Below are 25141 nucleotides of genomic sequence, written 5' to 3' on the forward strand. Positions count from 1 at the left end.
TTTTTACATTCCAGACAAAGGGATGGCCCCTCAGCCCTCGATATCGCGGTTCCTGATCGCCACTCTGACCGCCTCTGCCGTGGTGGCTACACCGAGTCGACGGCGGGCACTGCGCAGATGGTTCTCGACCGTGCGCACCGAGAGTGTCAGGGTGGTGGCGATATCGGCATGGCGCCAACCCCGAGAGACCCACTCCAGCACTTCGCGCTCGCGCCCAGTGAGGCCACGCTCGTGACCCGCTACCGGCATCTCCATCAGCCGACGAGCTGCATGAAAAGCCGCAGCCGCGATCAGCGCAAGGCCAACCCGAGCGGGAGCGCTGGCATCGATCTGATCGCCACCAAAGCTCATCGCCCCTTCCAGCCCCAGCGGCCCATAGACGGGTACCTGCAAGCCATGTCGGCCCGGCCCCTCAGGCTGGCGAACGATACGGTACTGCTCGCCAACGGCGCCAACCGTTTTGCTCCAGAAGAAGGGCTGGTCTCGCTCCCTGATATGCATCGCCATCGGGCACTCGCGCATATAGGCATGCAGGTCGACCGCCTCGCCGCTCTCCAGCCACTCCCCCTCAAGCCAGTAGAGATGCTCGACCACCCCCTCCTCGCTGGCACTGATGGAGAAGAGCGCAAAGCGGTGATACCCCAGCGGGGTGGCAAAAGCGCGCACCAGTTGCTGGATCTCCTCCAGCCGCTGGCACCCTTCCAGCGCCACCGCGACCTGCAGCGCATTGGCTGGCGACGACGACAACCTCATCGCTTGGCAACCGCCTCCAGCAAGGTGGTAGCGGCCAGCTTGCCGAGGTTATTGCCCGCCAGCGGGCTGTCACCGGTCAGCAGATTGCGATCCCGGCACACCTCTCCCGAGATGCCGTTGTTGACGATCTCGAAGCCAATCTCTTTGAGCTTCTCGCCAAACTTCCAGGTGAGGTGGCCAGGCATATAGCCAATTGCCGGGGTCTGGGCATCCAGCTCGTCTGGAAAGGCGCAGATCTTGTAGCCCGCGAAGGTCTCTGGATTGGCCACCGCCAGCAGCGCAGCAGGCCCGTGACAGAGGGAGATGATGAAGCGATCGTTGGCCATCGCCCACTCCAGCAGCGCTTTCACCTCGGCACTCTCCGGCAGCCCCATCAGGGCGCCGTGGCCGCCGGGAATAAAGACGCCGATATAGTCCGAGTCGGCGGCCAGCGCCTCTTTCAGCAGATCGGCCAGCTTGGCCGGTTGGCGGAACTGCGCCTGATATTTGGCATAGAGCCCCAGCACCTCTTCGTCTTCGCCGGGCATGGCCCACCACTCGAACTTGACCGGATTGCCGGAGAGGGTGGCCACATCAAAGGCAAAGCCCGCCTTGTCGAGGTGATACATGGGCAGCAGGGTTTCGACCGGATGGTTGCCGGTGGAAAACAGGGTGCCGTTGTCGGTGGGCAGATAACGCTCATCGGCCCCGATCAGCAGGATCTTCCAGCGCCCCTCCCGATAGGGAGCGGGATAGTCGGCCCCGGCAAGGTCAGATTTGCGCGAGGTGAACTGGCTCAGGGAGTAGGGCGACGGGAAGAAGGCATTCTGCTCTGCCGGATCCGGGGTCGGTTGTTTATCGTCAACAAGCATGTCGGTCATGGGTCAAGCTCCAGTAGTGGTGGACTCGGTCTCACAGTATTGACTGTCAGAGACCAAGTAAATGAGGGTTTTCCCTCAACCGCCATGACTATGGCAAGAGGTGTGACCACGCTGCGACAAAACCTGAACAGAATCCCCGCCAGACTTAGGCCATCGCGGCAAATGCCCTGACGATGGCATCCATGACCGCCCTGACCCGCGCGGCATGCTGCACATCCTGATGGGTCACCAACCACACATCGTAGGATTGCTGTAACTGCCGCTCGGGCCAGACCCGCACCAACCCGGCTTGCTCTGCGAGCGGAACCGCTACCTCGCCAAGCCCCAGCCCCATCAACAGGGCCTGACGCAGCATCAGGCTGGTATTGACTCCCGCAGCGACCGTGGCCCCCTCGGCCGCCTCTTCGAGCATCATTGGCGAGCGAGCGCTCTGCCAGTGGGGCTCATACACCACCAGCGAATGGCCCGCAAAACCGGTGCCCGCTTCGGGAATGCCATGGCGAACCAGATAGTCGGCGGAGGCATACAACCCGACCGGCCAGGAGGCCAGCTTGCGGATAATCAGGTCAGGATTGTCCGGCTTCACCGTCCGGATCGCGATATCCGCTTCCCGCAGGGACAGATTGACCACCTGGGTCGAGGTATTGAGGATGACCCTGATATCGGGATAACGCTGATGCAGCTCGGTCAGGGCCGGTATCAGAAAATCCATCCCCAGGGTGTCTGTGGTCGCCACGCTGACCTCACCGACCAAGCGGTTGTCGACCCCTTGCGCCGCCCGCACAAAATCAATGGCCGCCAGCTCCATCTGCTGGGCGCTGGCCAGCACTATCTCCCCGACATGGGTCAGCACATACCCTTTGGATGTGCGGAGAAACAGCGTGGCCGCCAGACGATGCTCCAGTGCGGCAATCCGTCTGCCAATGGTGGCCTGATCGACCCCGACCACACGGGCGGCGCCTCGCAGGCTCCCTTCCCGATGCAACGCCAGAAAAATTTTCGCATCATCCCAGTTCATCACGACTCCCGGTTGAAATGCATTTTTGCATTACAGATAAGGGATAATACTGCGTTTATTCATCAGTAATCTCCACTATCTTGGTGCTCATCCCATCCGGGGAACCGCATATCACCTCGTTACAAGGAGCCGCTGATGCATAACGCCTATTCCATTCCCGCCACCATGAGCGCGGTAGAGATTACCCAGCCAGGTGGCCCCGATGTCTTGCAACTGACCACCCGCGCCACACCGGCGCCCAAGCCCGATGAGGTCTTGATCCGGCACTATGCGACCGGCATCAATGGGCCGGATGTGATGCAGCGCAAAGGGCTCTACCCGCCTCCGGCAGGGGCATCGGATATTCCCGGGCTGGAGGTCGCCGGGGTCGTGGTCGCCAAAGGGGAGCAGGTAACCCATCTCAAGATTGGCGACAAGGTCGCCGCGCTGATTTCGGGTGGCGGCTATGCCGAGTACAGCGTCGCCCACCAGAGCAATGTCCTGCCCCTGCCGCCCGGATTGAGCTTTGTCGAAGCCGCGGCACTGCCGGAAACCTTTATGACGGTCTGGTCAAATATGTTTGAACGGGGCCAGTTTAAAAAAGGCGACATCATCTTGATTCATGGCGGCGCCTCCGGCATCGGCACGACCGCCACCATGCTGGCCAAGGCATTTGGCGCCGCCAAAATCATCACCACGGTCGGCTCACCCGAGCAGCAGGCCGCCAGCATCAAGCTGGGCGCCGATGTGGCCGTGCTCTACAAGGAGGAGGATTTTGTCGAGGCCGTGCATGCCGCCACCGATGGCCATGGCGCCGACATCATTCTCGATATCATTGGCGGGGAGTATGTCGCGCGCAACTATGCAGCGGCCGCCATCAATGGTCGCATAGTCCAGATCGGCATTATTGCGGGCGCCGCCCCCAATCTGGATCTGTTTCCCATGCTGCAAAAGCGGCTGACCCATATCGGATCCACCCTGCGCTCGCGGACTCCGCAAGAAAAAGCCGAACTGATTGCCCAGTTGCAAACTCATGTCTGGCCATTTATCGAACGCGGCGAGGTCAAACCGCAGGTTTACCAGACCTTCCCGCTGCATGAGGCGGCGGCCGCCCACCATTTGCTGGATTCAGGCCGTCATATCGGCAAGCTGGTATTAACCATGGCACCCTTGTCGTCAGATTGATAAGGCCCATAGTGGAGCAGGCCGAGGTGGATGCGGTGATATCCAACGCGGAAAGTACCCCGCCGCAGGTGTAATGTTGCGGTAAATAAAAAAGAGACCGGCTATATGCCGGTCTCTTTTTTAGGTAACAGGAAGGGCATTATTTTTATGGCACCGTCTAAAAGAACGCGAACGTCCGATTACGCTTCGCTAATCGAACCTACGAGCTGTACATGAATCGAACCTACGGACTTTTAATTAACTTTATCCAAGTAGGGGCTAAACTCATAGTTGAAGCTACAAGTTTCATGTGACCGAGAAAAATGAAGATTATCTAAAGCCACACAAATTTCTATACTAAGTAATGCAATAAGCTTCTGTTTAGATGACGATAATGTCATTTTGAATTGAGCAGAATCAACAGCAGTTAAACCGATTAAAATATGATAAATTGCAGACCACATATCAATCGATTTAGGTATTATTCGATGAATATCGATAGCAATCTCTTTCATCTCTTCAGAAGATAACGTTTCAGTGTTACATAACATAAACCTCTCATGAAGCACCGCACGCAATGACACGTCACCAACCAAGGGGTCATCGAGGATAGTCGATAATTGTGACGCATAAAACTCGATATCCTCTCTTGCCTGCTGTAAATAATACTGGTCGTTTACCTGTTTCTGCAAACCAACCTGACGGAGTAAAACAAATAACGTGAGCCCCCCAACTATTGGGGCATAGATCCCACCAATAGCTGAACCAAACTCAGCCCAGCGAGAGTGTTCATGTGATATCCCACCATTAAAAATATTAACATAAATAAATATTGGGGATACAACCATGGTAATGAGTGATGCTATTAGAATACTATTCTTATAATTAGTACTTAATAGTTTTTTTGTTATCAACCGAAAACGGTCCATATTGTTCCTTTTATGCATCGTCGTGAATTATTTTTCTATATCTGAACTTACATAATCAAGGATAAAAGCTTTTGATATAACAAATCAACACTAATAAAAATCTCTAATGTGAATAAAAAACGCCCCCCATCTTGCGATGGAGGGCGTTTTATCGTTCCGGCTATTGAGCCATCGTGGCCCAATAGTCAGCTATTACAGGGACTCAGCGGTCGCAACCACGTTTTCCACGGTAAAGCCGAATTCCTTGAACAGCAGCTCGGCCGGTGCGGACTCACCAAAGGTGGTCATACCGATGATCTTGCCGCCGAAACCGACGTACTTGTACCAGTAGTCGGCGATGCCGGCTTCGATGGCCACACGCTTGGTGACGGAAGATGGCAGGACAGATTCTTTGTACTCGGCAGATTGAGCGTCGAACACGTCGGTAGACGGCAGAGAGACCACGCGCACGGCACGGCCCTTGGCAGTCAGCTGCTCATAGGCGGCAACGGCCAGTTCCACTTCGGAACCGGTGGCGATCAGGATCAGCTCCGGAGTACCGGCGCAATCCTTCAGCACGTAGCCACCCTTGGCGGTGTCGGCCAGCTGCTGGGCAGTACGGTCCATCTGGGCCAGGTTCTGACGAGAGAAGATCAGAGAGGTCGGGCCGTCGGTACGCTCGATGGCGTGTTTCCAGGCGATGGCGGATTCAACCTGGTCACACGGACGCCAGGTGCTCATGTTCGGAGTCAGACGCAGGGAGGCGATCTGCTCAACCGGCTGGTGAGTCGGGCCATCTTCACCCAGACCGATGGAGTCGTGGGTGTAAACGAAGATGGCGCGCTGCTTCATCAGGGCGGCCATGCGCAGGGCGTTGCGGGCATACTCCATGAACATCAGGAAGGTGGCGCCGTAGGGGATGAAACCACCGTGCAGGGCGATACCGTTCATGATGGCGGACATGCCGAACTCGCGTACACCGTAGTGGATGTAGTTGCCGGAGGCATCGTCGTTGGTCAGAGACTTGGAGCCGGACCACATGGTCAGGTTGGAAGGCGCCAGGTCAGCAGAGCCGCCCATGAACTCCGGCAGCAGCTTGCCGAAGGCTTCCAGAGAGTTCTGGGACGCTTTACGGGTAGCAATCTTGGCCGGGTTGGCTTGCAGGGTTTCGATGATCTTGGCGGATTCGGCAGCCCAGTTGGCCGGCAGTTCGCCAGCGGTACGGCGCTTGAATTCGGCAGCCAGAGTCGGGTGAGCGGCTTCATAGGCAGCGAACTTGGCAGCCCAGTCGGCTTCCAGTTTGGCGCCCTTCTCCTGAGCGTTCCACTCGGCAGCGATATCGGCCGGGATAACGAACGGCGCGTGGTCCCACTTCAGGAAGGCACGAGCAGCGGCGATCTCGTCGTTGCCCAGCGGTGAGCCGTGGCAGTCGTGAGAACCGGATTTGTTCGGGGAGCCGTAACCGATGATGGTGCGGCAGCAGATCAGGGTCGGCTTGCCGGTCTCGGCCTTGGCGGCTTCGATGGCGGCATTGATGGCTTCCGGGCTGTGACCGTCAACAGCCGGGATAACGTGCCAGCCGTAAGCTTCGAAGCGCTTGACGGTGTCGTCGGTGAACCAGCCTTCTACGTGACCGTCGATGGAGATACCGTTGTCATCCCAGAACGCGATCAGTTTGCCCAGTTGCAGGGTACCTGCCAGAGAGCACGCTTCGTGGGAGATACCTTCCATCAGGCAGCCGTCGCCCATAAAGGCGTAGGTGTAGTGGTCAACGATGTCGTGGCCCGGCTGGTTGAACTGCTCAGCCATGGCTTTTTCGGCGATCGCCATACCAACGGCGTTGGTGATGCCCTGACCCAGCGGGCCAGTGGTGGTTTCAACGCCCGGTGCATAGCCGTACTCCGGGTGACCCGGGGTGCGAGAGTGCAGTTGGCGGAAGTTTTTCAGATCGTCGATGGAGAGGTCATAACCGGAGAGGTGCAGCAGGGAGTACAGCAGCATGGAGCCGTGGCCGTTGGAGAGAATGAAACGGTCGCGGTCGGCCCACTTGGGGTTGTTCGGGTTATGTCTGAGGTGGCTACGCCACAGCACTTCGGCGATATCCGCCATTCCCATGGGGGCGCCCGGGTGACCGGAGTTGGCTTTTTGAACGGCATCCATACTCAATGCACGAATGGCATTGGCAAGCTCTTTACGAGAAGGCATCTGAATCTCCTGCGATTGCTTCATTTGATGGCCAAGATTAAGGCGCGTTATTGTCCCAGCAGGGCGCGCGGCGTGCAAATATTATCTGGATGAATAAAGTGGCTTTGGGAGGACAATCGCTTTTCTTGCCCTCTATTGACCAAAGCAACCAGAGAAAAACGTTTGATTTCCATCCCTTTCGGGATAGGAGAGCACCGCTTGTGACCCATTGGACACTGCGCGACAAAATAGTGCTGGCAATCACGGGGGGCGCTAATTAAAATAGACGTCCAGATGTAGATACCTCTACACCATCCCATTCATCCGGTTATTGCTGTGGCGATAACCCAGACAAGCTGAGACTCTTATCATGGCAAAGCTGTTTACTTCCGAGTCGGTCTCCGAAGGCCATCCCGACAAGATTGCGGACCAGATCTCCGATGCGGTACTGGACGCCATCCTCAAGCAAGATACCAAGGCACGCGTTGCCTGTGAGACCCTGGTCAAGACCGGTATGGTCATGGTGGCCGGCGAAGTAACCACCTCTGCCTGGGTTGATATCGAAGAGATCGTGCGTGATACCGTACGTGAAATCGGCTACACCCACTCCGACATGGGCTTCGATGCTGACTCCTGCGCCGTGCTGAACGCCATCGGCAAGCAGTCCCCGGACATCAACCAGGGTGTTGACCGCAGCGATCCGCTGGAGCAGGGCGCTGGCGACCAGGGCCTGATGTTCGGCTACGCCACCAACGAAACCGACGTGCTGATGCCAGCCCCCATCACCTACTCTCACCGGCTGGTGAAGCGTCAGGCTGAAGTGCGCAAGAACGGCACCCTGCCGTGGCTGCGTCCGGATGCCAAGAGCCAGCTGACCTTTGCCTACGACGATGCAGGCAAGATCATCGGTGTGGATGCCGTGGTGCTGTCTACCCAGCACGCCGAATCCATCAGCCACAAAGATCTGGTTGAAGCGGTACGCGAAGAGATCATCAAGCCGGTGCTGCCGGCCGAGTGGGTCAACAAGGACACCAAATACTTCATCAACCCGACCGGCCGTTTCGTTATCGGCGGCCCGATGGGTGACTGCGGTCTGACCGGTCGCAAGATCATCGTCGACACCTACGGCGGCATGGCCCGTCACGGTGGTGGCGCCTTCTCCGGTAAGGATCCTTCCAAGGTTGACCGCTCCGCTGCTTACGCCGCCCGCTACGTTGCCAAAAACATCGTTGCCGCCGGTCTGGCCGATCGCTGTGAAATCCAGATCTCCTACGCCATCGGCGTGGCCGAGCCGACCTCCATCAGCGTTGAAACCTTCGGCACTGCCAAGGTCGCTGAAGAGCTGCTGGTCAAGCTGGTGCGCGAGCACTTCGAACTGCGCCCGTATGGCCTGATCGAAATGCTGGATCTGAAGCGCCCGATCTACCAGGCTACCGCTGCCTACGGTCACTTCGGTCGCGACGAGTTCCCGTGGGAGCAGACCGACAAGGCCGAGCTGCTGCGTTCTGCTGCTGGCCTGTAAGGCTCGCTGTTGTGATAAAAGGGGAGCCTGGCTCCCCTTTTGCTTATCCGCTATCTGACGAGATGTTGATGTCTGCCACCCCTGCCCAGCTTGTCGCCCTGCTGCAACAACGCGTAGAAGCCTGCTTTGTGCAGGCCGAGGCGCACCTTGGCCGCACCTTCCCCCGCCCGCGGATCTACTGCAATATGCGGGGCCGGGCGGCGGGTTCGGCGCGGCTGCAAACCTGGGAGCTGCGCTTCAATCCCGCCCTCTATCAGGCCAACCAGCAGGCGTTTCTGGATGAGGTGGTGCCCCACGAGGTGGCCCATCTGCTGGTCTATGCCCTGTGGGGTGAAGGACGCGGCAAAAACCGGGTGCTACCCCACGGCCGTCAGTGGCAATCGGTGATGCGGGAGGTATTCGGCCTTGAGCCCAGAACCACCCACAGCTTCGATCTGGCAGTATTGGCCCAGCGCACCGTGCCCTATCGCTGCCTCTGCCAGCAGCATCAACTGTCGATACGCCGCCACAACAAGGTGGTGCGTGGCGAGGCCCGCTATCACTGCCGCCGCTGCAAACAACCGCTGGAGCGGGAACGGCCGGAGCCAGAGCAGTAAGCCAGCTTGTGTCGCGCCCCTGTGGTAGGGTGCCCGCCATCGTTCGTCAATCACCCCGTTTGCAAGGAATCCCATGCGTTTCATCTCCTCCCTCGCCCTGACCCTGCTGGCCGGTTTGCCGCTGCTCAGCGCCCCCCTGCACGCCCAGACCTTTCGCGAAGCCAAGCAGGATCTGGTGAAGCTCTATCGCAGCCAGCCTGCGGTCACCACCTTCTACTGCGGCTGTGACATCGACTATCAGGGCAAATCGATGCGCCCGGATCTCGCCAGTTGCGGCTATGAGCCGCGCAAGCAGGCCAAGCGCGCCGCCCGCATCGAGTGGGAACACGTGGTCCCGGCCTGGGAGTTCGGCCACCAGCTGCAGTGCTGGCAGGATGGCGGTCGCAAGAATTGCGAAAAAGCGAGTCCCGAGTTCAACAAGATGGAGGGGGACATGCACAACCTCTTCCCCGCCATTGGCGAAGTGAACGGCGACCGGGCCAATTACCGCTTCTCCGACTGGAACGGCAAGCCGGATCAGTACGGTCAGTGCCAGATGCTGGTGGATTTCAAGGATCGTCGGGTGCAGCCGCCCAAGGGGCCGGTGCGGGGCCAGATTGCTCGCGCCTACCTCTACATGAGCCAGCAGTATGGGCTGCGTCTGGCAGCGCAACAGCGTAAACTGTTTGAAGCTTGGGATCGCCAATACCCGGCAGAGGGCTGGGAGTGCGAGCGCAACCGCCGCATCGGCAAGCTGCAGGGCAATACCAATCCCTTTATTGAAAAGCAGTGCCAATAACCCCATTTGACCAGGGAGGGGGATCGCCCCTCCTATCATGAAGCCCTTCCCCACTGCCGCGTGAGCCTTGCTCGCCGCAGGATATAAAGGGTTTCCAAGCAAGAGACTGACTAGCAGACATGCGCATTCCACGTATCTATGAACCGGCCACCCTGCAAGTTGGCCAGACCATCGCCCTGTCGGAAGACGGCGCCAACCATATCGGCCGGGTACTGCGCATGCAGCCGGGCCAGCAGCTCGAGCTGTTCAACGGCGATGGCAATCAATATCCCGCCACCATCGCCAGCGTCGGCAAGAAGTCGGTGGAAGTGACCATCGACCGCTGCGACGTCCAATCAGTGGAGTCACCGCTGGCCATCCACCTCGGTCAGGTGATCAGCCGTGGCGACAAGATGGACTTCACCATCCAGAAATCGGTGGAGCTGGGCGTCACCTGCATCACCCCGCTCTTCTCCGAGCGCTGCGGCGTCAAGCTGCCGGCCGATCGACTGGAGAAGAAGCGCGAGCAGTGGCAGAAGGTGGTGATCAGCGCCTGCGAACAGTGCGGCCGCAACGTGGTGCCAGAGGTGCGCATGCCGATGGAGCTCGACGCCTGGCTGGCGGAAGAGACCAAAGAGCTCAAGCTCAACCTGCATCCGCGGGCCGAGTACAGCATCAACACCCTACCCGTTCCCGAGCACGGCGTGCGCCTGCTGATTGGCCCGGAAGGGGGCTTGTCGAGCGACGAGATCGCCCGTACCGTGCAGGAAGATTTCAAAGAGATGCTGCTGGGGCCGCGGGTGCTGCGTACCGAAACTGCCGCCCTGACGGCGATTACTGCGCTGCAATGCCGCTTTGGCGATCTCGCTTGATACTATCGGCCGCATCAATCAGCCTCATGGCTGCATCGACGCAACCGCAAGCGGCCGATTACGCTGCGCTAATCGACCCTATAACCCTATCGAGCCATTAAAAAGGAACAGCGGATGACCATTAAACTCGGCATCGTGATGGACCCCATCTCGGCCATCAACATCAAGAAAGATTCCAGCTTTGCCATGCTCGAAGAGGCGCAAAAGCGCGGCTATGAGCTCTTCTATCTGGAGATGAAGGATCTCTACATGGAAGCCGGTCGCGCCTTTGGCACCATGCGCCCGCTGACCGTCAAATATGACTATGCCGACTGGTACACCCTGGGCGAGGTGGTGGATCAGCCCCTCTCCAACCTCGATGTGATCCTGATGCGCAAGGATCCGCCGTTCGACACCGAATTTATCTACGCCACCTACATGCTGGAGCGGGCAGAGGATGAGGGTTGCCTTATTGTCAACAAGCCGCAGAGCCTGCGCGATGCCAACGAGAAGCTCTACACCGCCTGGTTTGCCGAGCACACCCCGACCACGCTGGTGACCCGCCGCGCCGACAAGCTGCGCGCCTTCCACGCGAAGCACAAAGACGTGATCCTCAAACCGCTGGACGGCATGGGCGGTGCCTCCATCTTCCGCATGAAGGAAGATGACGCCAACGTCGGCGTGATTATCGAGACCCTGACCGCCCACGGCAGCCAGTACTGCATGGCGCAGACCTATCTGCCCGCCATCAAGGATGGCGACAAGCGGGTGCTGGTGGTGGACGGTGAACCGGTGCCTTACTGCCTCGCCCGCATTCCGGCGCAGGGGGAGACCCGTGGCAATCTGGCTGCCGGTGGCCGTGGTGAAGCGCGCCCCCTAAGCGAAGCTGACTGGGCCATCGCCCGTGCGGTGGGCCCTACTCTGAAAGAGAAAGGCCTTATCTTCGTCGGTCTCGACATCATCGGCGATCGGCTGACCGAGATTAACGTCACCAGCCCGACCTGCATTCGCGAGATTGAAGCGGCCTTCGATGTACACATCACCGGCATGCTGATGGATGCCATCGAGCGTCGGCTGGGCAAATAATCGCCAGGCAGGCTAACCGCCTGTTCAGGGGCAACCCGCCACTGACAAGTCCGGAAACAGAGAGGGTGGCCCAGCGCCACCCTCTCTGTTTCAAGACAATCCGGAAAGGGGCGGGATCTCGCCCAGCCCAAAAAGCGGTTTTTCCCATGGGGATCAACTGCCATAATTGACCTCAAATACCTTTGCACTATTTGGCCTCTATGCAAACACTGCAAAATCACTTCCTGCTTGCCATGCCAAGCCTGACGGATCCCTACTTCGAGCGCTCGCTGGTTTATCTGTGCGAGCACAACGAAGAGGGCGCCATGGGACTGGTCGTCAACATTCCGGTCGAGATGTCGCTGGAAACCATGCTGACCCAGCTCCAGCTCAATCCGCCCAACAACCCGGAACTCAAGCAGCCGGTGCTGCAAGGGGGGCCGGTTCACGCCGATCGCGGCTTCGTGCTGCACAGCTTCCGCCCCGGCTTCAACTCCACCCTGCAGGTGGGGGATGAGATGATGGTGACCACCTCCAAGGATATTCTGGAAACCCTGGGTACGAGCGAAGCCCCTGCCCATTGGCTGGTGGCCCTTGGCTATGCCGGCTGGAGCGCCGGGCAGCTGGAGCAGGAGCTGGTGGATGGCGCCTGGCTGGTGATCCCCCCCAATCCGGCTCTGGTGTTCAAGACCCCCATTCACAAACGTTGGCAGCAAGCCGCCGCCAGCATAGGGGTGAACCCGGTTCACCTCTCCAGCGATATCGGCCACAGCTGATCGGCTGGCCCGCTCCGCTCTCTATTTCGAGGATTTATCAGTTATGTCATCACGCAGCATCATGGGCTTTGACTATGGCACCAAGAGCATTGGCGTCGCCATCGGTCAGGAGCTGACTGGCACAGCCCAGCCTCTGCGCGCCCTCAAGGCCAACGACGGCATCCCCAACTGGGACGAGATTGAGAAGCTGCTCAAGGAGTGGCAACCGGACCTGCTGGTGGTCGGCCTGCCGCTGAACATGGATGGTACCGATCAGGAGATCACGGTACGGGCCCGCAAATTCGGCAACCGGCTGCATGGTCGTTTCGGCAAGCCGGTGGAGTTCAAGGATGAGCGACTCACCACCACAGATGCCCGCGCCCGGCTGTTTGAGCGAGGCGGCTATCGCGCGCTGGAAAAAGGCAGTGTGGACGGCGTCTCGGCGCAGTTGATCGTCGAAGCCTGGATGGAAGAGCAGTACAACTAAACCATCAACAAAAAGGCAAGGGTCGCAGCCCTTGCCTTGTCTCGCACGATTCCCTCATTACGCCTGTGATTGTCCCGCCACCAGCCCTTCGGCTTCGGTCGGCGTCGCATTCATCATCCGGTTGAGCCAGGGCACCATCAGCCCCATCACTACCGCAATCAGCAGAGTCGCCATCCCGATCTTGCCAAATACGCCGGTGTAAATGGGCAAAGTTTGCAGCGGATCCGTCATCCCTTGCGGCACGGCGGTAAAGGTCGCCACATAGCCTCCCAGCAGGGATGCCATCGCTTGAGTCAGGAACCACATTCCGAGAATGAAGCCCATCAGCCGTTGCGGCACCAGCGCGGCGACCATCGCCAGCCCCAGGGCGCTGATCATCAGCTCACCCAGACTCTGGAACAGATAGATAAGCACCATAAACCAGGGGGAGGTAAGCCCCTGCTCATCGGCAAACCACCAGCCGGATGCCGCCGCCGTCAGAAAGCCCAGCGAGCAGAAGAACATTCCGAGGGTGAATTTGAGCGGCATGGTGAGATCCCGCCCCTTGCAGCCCATCCGGGTATAGATCATCGCGAGTACCGGGCTACCCACCACCACCCAGAAGGGGTTGAGCGCCTGGAAGCTGATGGGGTTGACGCTCATGCCCAGCATTTCGTGGTGCATGTTGTTGATGGCAAAGAAGTTCAGAGACGTCGGCATCTGGGCGTACAGCACGTAGAAGAGCACCGCCTCCAGCATCAGTACGAAGGCCACATACATCTTGTTGCGGCCCACGGTATCGAGCCTGAACGCCTCGCGAAAGAAGAAAATCACCACGGCGATGGTTACCGTCATCAGCACCATGTTGGCGATCACCACGTGGTGCATCAGCCAGGCGCAGAAGAAGACCATGGCTACCGAACCCAATATAACCAGCAGCAGCTTGCTGTAATCGAGCGGCAGGTGATCCGGCGCGGAGCCAATATCCTTGACCATATTGCGGCAGGCAAAGAAGGTGAGCAGCGCAATAATCAGCCCCACCCCGCACAGGTTATAGGTCACGGTATAGCCGTAGTGATCGGCAATCACCGGCGCGAGCGAGAGGGAAATAAGGGAGCCAATATTGATCGACATATAGAACAGGGTAAACGCCCCATCCAGCCGCGGATCTTTTGGCTGGTAGCATTTTGACAGCAGGCTTGCCGGATTGGCCTTGAACAGGCAGTTACCGACTGCAATGGTGCCCAGCGCATAGAAAATCAGGTCGGGATTGTAGATAGAGATGCCGGTCATAAAGTAGCCTATCACCAGCACCACGGCCCCCAGCACCATGGTGCGCTTGGTGCCAAGCACATGGTCGCCGACATAGCCACCGACCGAGATCAGACCATATACCAGCGCCGAGAAGGCACCGAAGGTAATAAAGGATTGCTCTTGGGAAAAACCCAGTTGCTGTACAAAGAAGACCGCCAATATCCCCTGCACGCCGTAATAACCGAAGCGCTCCCAGAGTTCGACGAAAAATATCATAAAGAAGGGCTTGGGCTGTTGTAACAACCCTGTGGGTGCTGTTGCTGGACGCATATCAACCTGCCTTTGCTGAGATTTATTTTTATTAATCTGGTGGTGGCTACCGCACTATTTTTTTGCCCGCCATTGCCATAACGGGGAGCACAGTCAGCCTGCCAATCTGGCTATTTTCGGGTGCACGGGCCCCGTTCGATGAAAGGTGTTTTTCATCTAGCCGGTTTCAATTACGGGTTATCGGGGGATGGTGAGTGGCGTCTCCCAGTACAGTTACCGGCTCCGGGTTCTACCTTTGCTGCATCCCTTCACTCAAGCCGGTTTATCAACCTTGATGCTTATTCCCCTCTGCTCCATCACTCATGGCTGGTGGCCAGATAGCCGGGGCATGACACGGCCACAGACGACCTGTGGGGCTGGCTCACGCCGCGCTCTACTGGCAGTCACCTACGCAGGCGCTATCTAACCCCGCCATTCCAAGGGGAGTCATGCCATATCACTGCAAATACAGGAACTTAATGGTCGATCACACTTTAAAAGTGACCATCAGTGAAGTTTTCTAATGAAACAACATGAATTTTTTTCGTGAAAAGAGCTTCCCTCGAGACGTGCAACCAAGGCCAATATGTGCATAAAGAGAGTTGAATGGCACACATTTTGAACCCGATCTCGGCACTTAAGTCGTGCAAAAGCCCACTCATCCGGGCGATACGACAACAAAAGCCGGAGCAGATGGCTCCGGCTGATCGATGGGCACCGTAACGGCCACATTAGCGTGGCGATTCGTCGTTGTAGAGTCGCCGGATCTCGTTGCGCAGCCACATCACCTTGGCATCCTGATTGTGCCGCTTGTGCCACAGCAGGATGAAGGCGATCTCCAGCTGGGCGTAGAGCTTCTCGGGTAACGGCAGCGGCATCGCGATCAGATTGTCGTGATGCCGACTGGCATACCCCCCGCAGTAGGAGGGGGCCACCGCAATCAGCTCGTGGCTCGACTGGGAGGCAATATGCAGCGCCTGCTCGAAGCTGGAGACCATGATGGGCACCTCCCGCTTCAGCCCCTCGTCCTCCAGCAGACTGTCGAGAGCCCAGGTATCGTTCGCTTCCCACACCATGCTGATCTGGGGGCAGGCCAGAAAGTTCTCCAGCGACCACTTCTGCTCGAGCAAGGGGTGATCCTTGCGCAGAAAAACCACCGGGCGATCGGTGAACAGCACCTCATGATCGATGTAATAAGGCAAGCGGTTGACCTTGGCCAGAGAGCGGCCATGGGTCTCGCGGGCACAAAAGCCGAGATCTGCATCGCCATTGACGATGTCGTTGAGGGAGTGGTGATCCCACCCCAGCATCCTGACCACCGAGTTGGGGTACTTCTGGTAGATGGTCATGGGCAGATCGCTCAGGAAGCTGATGTAGAAGGGGGACTCCATCACCAGGGTGAAGCGGGCACCGTCGGGGATCGCCTCGCTATTGAGCGAGGTGATGCTGTCGGTGAGCTGGAACCAGACCTTCAGTTCCTCCTCCAGGGTCAGGGAGAGGTTGGTGGGCTGCAACCCCTGCCGCACCCGCACAAACAGGGGATCGTCAAACCACTCCCGCAATTTGGCCAGAGACTTGCTCACCGCCGACGGAGTGACACAGAGCTTTTTGGCCGCCCCTGCCACACTGCGCTCCTGCATCAGGTACTTGAAGACCACCAGCAGGTTCAAATCGAGTTCACCCAGATTGCGCATATCCCCTCTCATCTTCCATCAGCCCTGCGACCGCACTTCACGAAGCGCGAGCCATGGTAACAGCCCTTTGACAGCCAGGTAACTGAGCAGTGCCAGCAGCAGAGCGCAGATCAGCATCTCGGTCGGGGCAAAGCCAAGTTGGCCCAGCAGCCAGATATAGAGGCCGGAGAGGCTGATCTGCATGATGCAGAGCACCGCGCTAGCGAACGCCACATTGTGCTGGCAACCATCGAGCGCCTCCCCCATCGCCACCCCGAAGCCACAGGAGAAGCCGACACAGACCAGCGCAAACCCCGGCAGCAACAGATGGATATCGCCCCCCGCCTGCCAGTTGCCGATCAGTGAGCACGCCGCCAGCAGATAGGAGAGATGAGACACCGCCAGCACTTTCTGTTTGCCCAACCAGCGCAACAGCAGGGGCGTCAGGAAGGAGGTGGACATACTCACGCCGGCCATCACCATCATCACGATGGAGTACTGCTCGGTGGTGAAACCAAACTCCTTCATCAGGATCAGCGGCGAGATGCTGACATAGACCAGAATGGCGGTCACACTGGCACTGGTCAGCAGGGAGAGCAGCATAAAGCGCGGGGAGCGCAGCAGGGCAAAAGGCAGCGCTGCGCCACTGTCCGGTTGCCGGGCTGGGCGGGTCTCCTTGAGCAGCAACAAGTTCACCAGACCGCTGACGACAGCCACCAGCGCCATCGCCACGAAGATCCCGCGCCAGTCAAAATGGGACAGGATGAGGTAACCGAGCACCGGCGCCAGCACCGGGATCACGCAGATGACCCCGTTAATCATCGAGAGCGCCATCGCCAACCGCTCCTCACTCAGCACATCCCGCAGCACGGTAAAGGTCATGATATAGAGCGCACCCGCCCCGACCCCTTGCAAGAAACGGCCGAAATAGAACTGACTTATCCACTCTGCGCTGCCTGCTACCAGCGAGGCAAGGACAAAAATCAGCGCGCCACCGAGCACCACCCAGCGCCGCCCGAAGCGATCGGCAATCATCCCGCCCAGCAGCACGGTCGCCGCCATGCCAAACAGATAAATGGAGAAGGCCGTGTGGATCTGCGCCTCGCTCGCCTTCAGGGTATCGGCAATCTGGGGCACGGCGACCAGATAGAGATCGATCCCGACCGGATAGAGGATGATCATCAGAAAAGTGCACAACAGGAATACAGGCATGAACGCTCCATAACAGAGTGGCGTGCCGATGCCTGCCAGATCACAGCGACAGGCGAACAGTGGCGGGGCCAAGGTGGTGACAAAGGTAGCAACACAGCGCGTCGCAATGGGGGCAACTATATGGGCGCCCAGCGCCCTCACCTAGTGAAGAGATGGCGATCGGTACATTCCAATCAGGAAATATTGTATTGAGCTGCGTGCCTGGACGGCCATATTGAATCGAGCAGACTCACTAATAAACCACGTCACCTCCCGCTCATAGCCATCCCTGCGCAGCACGTTTACCGCCCGTCTGTTATCTGCCTTGGCCCTTACGGGCGTATAAGCTGTAGGTGCGACGCAATACAGGGAATGTGTATGAAGGGAATGAAGAGAGAAGAGCAGATTGCCGGGCTGCTGGCGGCACTGGAGCAAGTCATTCTGGGCAAGCCGCTGCAACTGAAAATCGCGCTGGTGACCCTGCTGGCGCGTGGTCATCTGCTGATCGAGGATCTGCCCGGTATGGGCAAGACCACCCTGGCCCACGCGCTGGCGCAGGTGCTGGGGCTGGCATGCAGGCGGATGCAGTTCACCGCCGATCTGCTCCCCGCCGACCTGCTGGGGCTGCAGATCTTTGACCCCCAGCAACAAACATTTCGCTTTCACCCCGGCCCCATCTTCGCCCAGGTGCTGCTGGCGGACGAGATCAACCGTGCCAGCCCCAAAGTACAAAGCGCCCTGCTGGAGGCGATGGCCGAGGGCAAGGTGAGCATTGAGGGGAATACGCATCCCCTCCCCGATCCGTTTTTCGTCATCGCCACCCAGAACCCGGCGGATCAGGCGGGCACCTATCCGCTGCCGGAATCCCAGCTAGACCGCTTCGCCGTGCGACTCTCGCTGGGTTTTCCACCGCGAGAGGCGGAGCGCCAGCTACTGCGGGGCAACCAGCCGACTGACCCGTTGCCCGCCATGCTGAATGCCGCCGAGCTGGCTGCCCTGCAAGCGGAAGGTGATGCCATCCATGTTTCCGATGCCACCCTCGACTACCTGCTGGCGCTGGTGCACCAGAGCCGCTTTGATGGGGAGCTGCCACAGCCCCTCTCCCCCCGGGCAGCCCAGACCTTGCTGGCGGTGAGCCGGGCCTGGGCGCTGGTGGCGGGGCGGCGCTTTGTCACGGTGGAGGATGTGCAGGCAGTCTTCCCCTATGTGGCCGAGCATCGGCTGCGGGGCAGCTTTGGCGTACAGCACGGCGAAGCCTGTCCCCTGAGCCAGCGATTGCTGGCCAAGGTCGATCCGGACAATCCCTGATGAGCAAATTGCTAAACCGTTGGCAGCAGTGGCGAGCCCGCTGGCAGCGACGCTGGCTCGACCGCCGCATTCCCCCGGCCCGCCAGATCACGCTGGGTACCCGCAGCCTCTTTATCCTCCCCACCCGCATGGGGCTGCTCTATCTGTTGGTGCTGCTCGCCATCTATCTGCTCGGCACCAACTACCAGAACAATCTGGTACTGCTGGTGGCCTACTGCCTCGGCAGCCTGTTTATGGCAGCCATGTGGCTCACCCACCGCAACCTGCTGGGGCTGGAGCTGCTGGGTGGCCCGCTGGTGCTGGGGGAAGCGGGTAGCCAGCTGCCTATCCGTATCTTGGCGCAGAGCCCTCGCCCGGTGCAGGCGCTCCGGTTTAGCCTCAACGAAGGCACCCTCTGGCTGGCACAGGCCGACGCTGTGCCCAGCTCAGTTATCCTGCCAGTATCGGGCTCGCGCCGCGGGCCACTGCACCTTGGTCGATTGCGGGTCGAGAGCCGCTACCCTCTCGGCCTGTTTCGCTGCTGGTCCCTGCTGGACTTGCAGCTGGAGGGCTGGCTCGCCCCCAAACCTGCGTTCAGCGCGTTAAGAGGGGAGCATGCGACCCAAAGCGAAGGGCATCAGGGCCAGCCCGCTCCGGCCACTCTCGGTGACTTTGATACCCTGCGGACACATCAGGCCGGTGAACCACTGAGCCGGGTCGCCTGGAAACAACTTGCCCAGGGGCGCGGCCTGCTGACCAAACAGTTCCATGAACCGCAGCAGGATGACACTCACCTCACCTTGCAGCGGGTCGCGGGCGGGGATCTGGAGCAGCGGCTGGCGGTGCTGGCCTGGTGGTGCGCCGATTACGGCAAGCGGGGCATCCCCTTTACCCTGACACTGGCAAACCAGACGCTGGGGCCCGATAGCGGCGCCGCCTTTGTGCAGCGCTGCCTGCTGGCACTGGCCCAATTCGATGCCACACCACCGAAGAGCACGCCAGATGCTGCTCGATAACCGCCGCCTGCTGCCACTCATCGCCCTGCAACAGCTGCTGCTGGTCGCGGCGCTCTGGCCCCAGTTGCAGCTCTGGGTAGTGGCAGTGGGCGCAATAACCCTCGGCATCCGGGCCATGATGCTGTGGCGCGGCTGGCTGCCCCTCCCTGCCCGCAGGTTGGCGCTGCTGGCCATCACAACCGTGGTGTTGCTGGGGTTGCAGTGGCGCACATTGGGCACCCTGCCAGCCCTGATCAATCTGCTCTGGCTCGGCTATAGTCTCAAGATGATCGAGGTACGGCGCGAGCGGGATATCGAGCAGGTGCTGCTGCTCGCCTTCTTTCTCATCGCGCTGGCGCTGGTGCAGCGACAGAGCATCGGCTGGACGGCCGGAATGACAGTAGCGCTCTGGCTGGCAGTGACCGCGCTGGTGGCCGCCGTCGCCCCCGAACAGAAAAGGCCATGGCGCAGTGCGGGCGGCGCCCTGCTGCTGGCGCTTCCCCTGCTTATCACCCTGTTTATACTACTGCCAAGGCTGCCGCCCCTCTGGCAGATGCCCACCACCAGCCGTGCCCTGTCCGGCCTCTCGGAAGAGCTGGCCCCCGGCGATATCAGCGAACTGGTCAACTCCTCGGAACTGGCGTTTCGGGTCACCTTTGCCGATGGCCCTCCCCCGGCCCGCGAGCGCTATTTTCCGGTGATGCGCCAAGAAGTTTTCGATGGTCAGCGCTGGTTGCTGAGCCCCGAGGTCAAAGCATGGCAGCAGACAGTGCCGGTGCAGACCGGGCTGACCCTTCTGGCATCATCTTCACGGGCAAGCAATCAGCTGGCAGATAGTCCATTACCCGCCGGGAGCTACGAGGTGATCGCCGAGCCCCAGCGCCACCGCTGGGCCTTTGCCCAAAGTGAACCGACTATTCTGACTGGACCAGTGCTGCTCACCCCCATTCACACCCTCTATCGGCAGGGGAGCGGCGAGGTGGCAATCCGCTATCGCATTGGCCGCGGCGAAGCGCAGCCAGAGAATGATAGCCAAGCCGCTCAGCGCAACCTGCAACTGCCAGCCGGAGGCAACCCGAGAGCGCGCGTCCATGGCCAAGTGCTGGCTGTGCGCTATCCGGATCGCGCAGAGCTGGTCGCCGCCCTGCTAGCGCAGTTTCGCAGCCAATCCTATTACTACACCCTGACACCGCCACGACTTGGCGGTGACGGGGTGGATGAGTTCCTGTTCGATACTCGGCGCGGCTTTTGCGGCCACTACGCCATGGCGACCGCTTTCGTGCTGCGCGCTGCCGGTATTCCGGCACGGCTGGTCACCGGGTATCTCGGCGGCGAATGGAATCCCACCGGCAACTATCTGGCGGTACACCAGTTCGATGCTCATGCCTGGGTGGAGTATCTCGATGAAGGGGGAACATGGCGGCGAATCGACCCCACGGCGGCAGTGGCACCGGAGCGCATTGAAGGCGGCGTGAGGGAGGCGCTAAGCGACGAGTTTACCGCTGCAGACCCCCTCGCTTTGCAGCGTTATCGCAACTGGGCTCTGCTCAATCAACTGCGCTGGTGGGGCAACAATATCGACTACCAGTGGAGTCGCTGGGTGATTGGTTACGATGCGGGCCAGCTCTGGCAGCAAATCAGTCTGCGCTGGCCTGCACTGGCGGGGCACACACCCTGGTTGATCCTCGCCAGCCTGATGCTGGTCGCCCTGCTGGTGAGCCTGCCCCTGCTGTTGCCCGCCCGCCTGCCGCCAGAGCGGCGCATCTGGCAGCCCCTGCTCAAACGGGGCAAACGCAGTGGCTATCCCCCAGAGCCCGCCGAGAGCATGGGGGCATGGTGCGAGCGGCTGGCACGGCTGCGTCCCGACCTTGCCCACTCCCTGCTAAAGAGTGCGTGGCTCTATCGACTCTGGCGTTATGCCCCCCTCAGCGAACGGCAACAAGGGCGCTGCTGGCACCAGTTGCGACGGCGTATCAGGCAACTCGTTCGGCGCTGGGATCAACAGCCAACGAGTGCACCATAAAAGAAGGGGGAGCCACCGGCTCCCCCTTCAGGTTTTAATCAAGAGGTTTGATTCACCGCTTGTTATTTTTTGGTCGGATTGTCCCAAATTCCCTCTTCCAGCTGGGAGCGGATCTCCGGGTACTTGTTGGCATCAAAGGTGGGCACCTTGCCCAGCTTGAGCTGGTCGTTGTAATCCTTCGCCAGCTTGATGGCGACGCTGGAGAGCAGCAGGATCGCCACCAGGTTGACGATGGCCATCAGTCCCATGGAAACATCCGCCATGGCCCAGACAGTGGGTAACTCGCCCACAGAGCCGAACATCACCATACCCAGCACAAACATCCGGAACAGCATCAGGCCGCCCTTGTGGTTGTGCTCGAGGAACACCAGATTGGTTTCGGCATAGGAGTAGTTGGCCACGATAGAGGTGAAGGCGAAGAAGAAGATGGCTGCCGCGATAAAGATGTTGCCACCGCTGCCAATCTGGGAAGAGAGCGCACGCTGGGTCAGCTCGACACCTGTCACGCCGGAGCCCGGCTCAAACTGACCGGACATCAGGATGATGGCGGCGGTACAACTGCAGATAACGATGGTGTCCATAAAGACGCCCAGCATCTGCACATAACCCTGAGAGGCCGGGTGCGGCGGATAGGGAGTGGCAGTCGCCGCAGCGTTGGGCGCAGAGCCCATGCCCGCCTCGTTGGAGAAGAGACCGCGCTTGATACCGTTGATCATCGCCTGGGAGATGGCATAACCCAGCGCACCCGAGCCTGCCTGCTCAATCCCGAAGGCGGACTTGATGATCAGCATGAAGACATGGGGCAACTCGGTGATGTTCATCGCCACGATCACCAGCGCCAGCAGGATGTAGGCCAGTGCCATAAAGGGCACCACCAGCTCGGCAAAACGGGCAATGCCACGAATGCCGCCGAAGATAATCAGGCCGGAGAGCGCCACCAGCGCCAGACCGCTGACCCAGTCAGGAATGCCAAACGCCACCTTCATCGCCAGACTGATGGAGTTGGCCTGCACCGCGTTGAACACCAGACCAAATGCCAGGATCAGGCAGAGCGAGAAGACCACCCCCATCCAGCGCATGCCAAGGCCTTTCTCCATGTAGTAGGCCGGGCCACCACGGTAGTTGCCATCCTCATCCTTGACCTTGTAGAGCTGGGCCAGAGTGCTTTCAACGAAGGCGGTCGCCATGCCGATAAAGGCAATCAGCCACATCCAGAAGATGGCGCCGGGGCCACCCAGATAGATGGCGACTGCCACACCGGCCAGGTTGCCGGTGCCGACCCGGGCGGCAAGGCTGGTACAGAGGGCCTGGAAAGAGGAGATGCCTGCGTTGTCCGATTTACGGCTGTTTTTCAGCACGGAAAACATGTGGCCAAAGTGACGGATCTGGATAAAACCCAGGCGGAAGGTGAAAAAGATACCGACCCCGATGAGCAGGTAGATGAGCACGGCTCCCCACATCAGGTCGTTTAGCATCGCAATCAAGGTGTCCATAATTCTCTCGTTGTTATTCACATCCATGGTCAGTCTGCGCTGACCGTTTTCTGTCTGTCGTTTAATTAGCGTTTCGCTAAAGGGGCGGAATCTAGCACAGCGGGAGAGCCCGGAATAGTGATCCCGGTCACGCGAGACACAAAAAACGAACGGTAAAAGCCCATAAAGCTCCATTTAAATCGCAAACTTTCAACAAACTCAATAATTCAATCAGACAGGCCACCATTAAGCCCCATAAGAGAACCATTTTGATATATCCCTGATGAGCTATCCGAAAACGCAAACGCTTGCATGAAATGGCTTTCAAACGGCGATATTTCGCCAAACGTTTTCGCTGTAATTAAATTTCAAGTACGTAGCGAGATAATTTATGTGATCGACGACACAAATATGGATATTGGCTAAAAAAGTTCAGCTGAAAGCAAACCGGAGCGAGGTCGAAGGGAAATATAAAAAACCTTACTAATCATATAGTTTCACGCCATAAAACGGGATAACTCAACAGCCTGAATGTTTAACAACCAAGCGCCCCTATTGCAGGATGCACTACATCAGTATTAATTAGGCAGGCAATGACGATGGGCCGCCCCCATCGCGCTTTTCTGAGCCTGAGGCACCAAGATCCTGTAATTTTATTTCAGAACCACCGTCTCAAGCCCGCAACCCAGGGATTACTCCCTCATTAAGAGATGATATTCGCTATGGCCGATAAATTAACCCAGCTGAAAGCCCTGACCACTGTTGTTGCCGACACCGGTGATATCGAAGCCATCAAACGCTATCAGCCCATCGATGCCACCACCAACCCCTCTCTGGTTTTGAAGGCCTCCGAGATCCCCGAGTACGCTCCGCTGATCGAAGACGCCATCAAGTGGGCCAAAGCCCAGAGCCAGGACAAGGCACAGCAAATCATCGACGCGGGCGACAAGCTGGCCGTCAACATCGGTCTGGAAGTGCTGAAGATCGTTCCGGGCCGTATCTCTACCGAAGTGGATGCCCGTCTCTCCTTCGATACCGAAGCCAGCATCGCCAAGGCCCGCAAACTGATCCGTCTTTACAACGAAGCCGGCATCAGCAACGACCGCATTCTGATCAAGCTGGCCTCCACCTGGGAAGGGATCCGTGCCGCTGAAGTACTGGAGAAAGAGGGTATCCAGTGCAACCTGACCCTGCTGTTCTCCTTCGCCCAGGCCCGTGCCTGTGCCGAAGCCGGTGCCTTCCTGATCTCCCCGTTCGTGGGTCGCATCCTCGACTGGTACAAGGCTAAAAATGGCCGTGATTACACCGCCAGCGAAGATCCGGGCGTGGTGTCCGTCACCTCCATCTACAACTACTACAAGCAGCACGACTACCCGACCGTGGTGATGGGCGCCAGCTTCCGCAACACCGGCGAGATCCTGGAACTGGCCGGTTGCGACCGCCTGACCATTGGCCCGGCCCTGCTGGAAGAGCTGAGCAAGACCGAAGGCGCCGTGGTACGCAAACTGGACTACACCGGTGAGCGCAAGGCCAAACCGACTCCGATGACCGAAGCCGAATTCCGCTGGGAACTGAACCAGGATGCCATGGCTCACGAGAAGCTGGGCGAAGGCATCCGCATGTTCGCCATCGACCAGGGCAAGCTGGAAACCATGCTGGCAAGCCGCCTGTAATCGGTTCTTTTTTCTGATAAAAACCGGGCCCCTGACAAGGGGCCCGGTTTTTTTTCATGGGCTTTTTTAGCGCTGTCATAGAGTCGTCACGAAAACGTTTTAATTTCAGATTCGTTATGTTATACGGGTGGTGAAAACGATAAAAACCAAGGAGGGAGCCATGGAAATGTTCAACTTCGATTATGACGAGGTGGTTGAACTCGGTTCGCGTAGCCGCGGGACAACGGGAAAAAAACGTAAATGGCGTGAAATCGAGGCGTTGAAAGACAAACATCGCCTGCAGAAGGAGCTGCAATCCATCGATATCGCCTATGAAGGTCTTACAGACGAGATTGAACTGTAATACCGCCAGACACCTGTAAAAGCGCTCCGCATAGTCGGGGCGC

The 25141-nt window shown here is 58.9% G+C and carries 22 protein-coding genes; 13 read left to right on the forward strand and 9 right to left on the reverse strand.

Going from position 1 to position 25141, the window contains the following annotated elements:
- Nucleotides 1–30: 30 nt before the first annotated feature.
- From LRL22_RS03210 to LRL22_RS03220, 3 genes are all read right to left on the reverse strand, one after another.
- Nucleotides 31–753 (reverse strand): PA1136 family autoinducer-binding transcriptional regulator, encoded by a 723-nt coding sequence (locus LRL22_RS03210; protein ID WP_270904711.1) that lies wholly within the window; start codon nt 751–753, stop codon nt 31–33.
- Entirely contained in the window at nt 750–1613 is an 864-nt protein-coding gene (gene hchA / locus LRL22_RS03215) for a glyoxalase III HchA (protein ID WP_104015454.1), read from the reverse strand. The genes LRL22_RS03210 and hchA overlap by 4 nt, the downstream gene beginning before the upstream one ends.
- 145 nt (nt 1614–1758) lie before the next feature.
- Nucleotides 1759–2631, reverse strand: a complete 873-nt coding sequence (locus tag LRL22_RS03220; protein WP_005358736.1) for a LysR family transcriptional regulator — start codon at nt 2629–2631, stop codon at nt 1759–1761.
- Between the two features lie 135 nt (nt 2632–2766).
- On the opposite strand from LRL22_RS03220, the gene LRL22_RS03225 reads away from it, so the two are divergent.
- Nucleotides 2767–3795, forward strand: coding sequence for an NAD(P)H-quinone oxidoreductase (locus LRL22_RS03225; RefSeq protein WP_005358734.1), 1029 nt, complete (start codon nt 2767–2769; stop codon nt 3793–3795).
- A 233-nt stretch (nt 3796–4028) separates the two neighbouring features.
- Here LRL22_RS03225 and LRL22_RS03230 read toward each other — a convergent pair whose 3' ends face one another.
- Entirely contained in the window at nt 4029–4703 is a 675-nt protein-coding gene (locus tag LRL22_RS03230; protein ID WP_270904712.1) for a hypothetical protein, read from the reverse strand.
- Nucleotides 4704–4895: 192 nt separating this feature from the next.
- The gene (gene tkt, locus LRL22_RS03235) at nt 4896–6887 is read right to left on the reverse strand and encodes a transketolase (protein WP_005343828.1); all 1992 of its coding nucleotides are present in this window, start codon (nt 6885–6887) and stop codon (nt 4896–4898) included.
- 349 nt (nt 6888–7236) lie between these two features.
- Here tkt and metK point away from each other — a divergent pair, with 349 nt between their 5' ends.
- The 7 genes from metK (at nt 7237) to ruvX (ending at nt 12899) form a co-directional block, all read left to right on the forward strand.
- Nucleotides 7237–8388, forward strand: coding sequence for a methionine adenosyltransferase (gene metK / locus LRL22_RS03240; RefSeq protein WP_270904713.1), 1152 nt, complete (start codon nt 7237–7239; stop codon nt 8386–8388).
- A gap of 68 nt (nt 8389–8456) precedes the next feature.
- Entirely contained in the window at nt 8457–8984 is a 528-nt protein-coding gene (locus tag LRL22_RS03245; RefSeq protein WP_270904714.1) for a SprT family zinc-dependent metalloprotease, read from the forward strand.
- A gap of 73 nt (nt 8985–9057) precedes the next feature.
- Entirely contained in the window at nt 9058–9762 is a 705-nt protein-coding gene (locus LRL22_RS03250; protein WP_139493634.1) for an endonuclease, read from the forward strand.
- 119 nt (nt 9763–9881) lie between these two features.
- On the forward strand, nt 9882–10613 hold the full coding sequence (gene rsmE, locus LRL22_RS03255; RefSeq protein WP_069556423.1) for a 16S rRNA (uracil(1498)-N(3))-methyltransferase: 732 nt from the start codon (nt 9882–9884) through the stop codon (nt 10611–10613).
- A gap of 114 nt (nt 10614–10727) precedes the next feature.
- Nucleotides 10728–11678, forward strand: coding sequence for a glutathione synthase (gshB, locus tag LRL22_RS03260; protein ID WP_040066605.1), 951 nt, complete (start codon nt 10728–10730; stop codon nt 11676–11678).
- 200 nt (nt 11679–11878) lie between these two features.
- Nucleotides 11879–12433 carry a YqgE/AlgH family protein gene (locus LRL22_RS03265; protein WP_005349793.1) on the forward strand — a complete coding sequence of 185 codons (555 nt, stop codon included), beginning with the start codon at nt 11879–11881 and terminating at the stop codon, nt 12431–12433.
- Between the two features lie 43 nt (nt 12434–12476).
- On the forward strand, nt 12477–12899 hold the full coding sequence (gene ruvX / locus LRL22_RS03270; protein ID WP_005343821.1) for a Holliday junction resolvase RuvX: 423 nt from the start codon (nt 12477–12479) through the stop codon (nt 12897–12899).
- A gap of 57 nt (nt 12900–12956) precedes the next feature.
- Here ruvX and dtpB read toward each other — a convergent pair whose 3' ends face one another.
- The 3 genes from dtpB to LRL22_RS03285 form a co-directional block, all read right to left on the reverse strand.
- Nucleotides 12957–14462, reverse strand: a complete 1506-nt coding sequence (gene dtpB / locus LRL22_RS03275) for a dipeptide/tripeptide permease DtpB (protein ID WP_270904715.1) — start codon at nt 14460–14462, stop codon at nt 12957–12959.
- 710 nt (nt 14463–15172) lie between these two features.
- The gene (gene yidZ, locus LRL22_RS03280) at nt 15173–16135 is read right to left on the reverse strand and encodes an HTH-type transcriptional regulator YidZ (protein ID WP_270904832.1); all 963 of its coding nucleotides are present in this window, start codon (nt 16133–16135) and stop codon (nt 15173–15175) included.
- 18 nt (nt 16136–16153) lie between these two features.
- Entirely contained in the window at nt 16154–17326 is a 1173-nt protein-coding gene (locus tag LRL22_RS03285; RefSeq protein WP_270904716.1) for an MFS transporter, read from the reverse strand.
- Between the two features lie 357 nt (nt 17327–17683).
- On the opposite strand from LRL22_RS03285, the gene LRL22_RS03290 reads away from it, so the two are divergent.
- From LRL22_RS03290 to LRL22_RS03300, 3 genes are read left to right on the forward strand one after another with little or no spacing between them, the layout of a single operon-like run.
- On the forward strand, nt 17684–18613 hold the full coding sequence (locus tag LRL22_RS03290) for an AAA family ATPase (RefSeq protein WP_425292787.1): 930 nt from the start codon (nt 17684–17686) through the stop codon (nt 18611–18613).
- A complete protein-coding gene (locus LRL22_RS03295; protein ID WP_270904717.1) occupies nt 18613–19608 on the forward strand; it encodes a DUF58 domain-containing protein in 996 nt (331 codons plus the stop codon). The genes LRL22_RS03290 and LRL22_RS03295 overlap by 1 nt, the downstream gene beginning before the upstream one ends.
- Nucleotides 19595–21610 carry a transglutaminase family protein gene (locus tag LRL22_RS03300; protein WP_270904718.1) on the forward strand — a complete coding sequence of 672 codons (2016 nt, stop codon included), beginning with the start codon at nt 19595–19597 and terminating at the stop codon, nt 21608–21610. The genes LRL22_RS03295 and LRL22_RS03300 overlap by 14 nt, the downstream gene beginning before the upstream one ends.
- 62 nt (nt 21611–21672) lie before the next feature.
- Here LRL22_RS03300 and LRL22_RS03305 read toward each other — a convergent pair whose 3' ends face one another.
- Entirely contained in the window at nt 21673–23103 is a 1431-nt protein-coding gene (locus LRL22_RS03305) for an alanine/glycine:cation symporter family protein (protein WP_270904719.1), read from the reverse strand.
- Between the two features lie 701 nt (nt 23104–23804).
- Here LRL22_RS03305 and tal point away from each other — a divergent pair.
- Both tal and LRL22_RS03315 read left to right on the forward strand, forming a co-directional pair.
- Complete coding sequence (gene tal, locus LRL22_RS03310; RefSeq protein ID WP_005349780.1) at nt 23805–24755, forward strand: transaldolase; 951 nt, start codon at nt 23805–23807, stop codon at nt 24753–24755.
- A 160-nt stretch (nt 24756–24915) separates the two neighbouring features.
- Nucleotides 24916–25098, forward strand: a complete 183-nt coding sequence (locus LRL22_RS03315) for a DUF3545 family protein (protein ID WP_005338547.1) — start codon at nt 24916–24918, stop codon at nt 25096–25098.
- Nucleotides 25099–25141: the final 43 nt, after the last annotated feature.

The sequence above is a fragment of the Aeromonas sp. PI_26 genome, from assembly GCF_027854445.1.
Taxonomy (GTDB): Bacteria; Pseudomonadota; Gammaproteobacteria; order Enterobacterales; family Aeromonadaceae; genus Aeromonas; species Aeromonas veronii.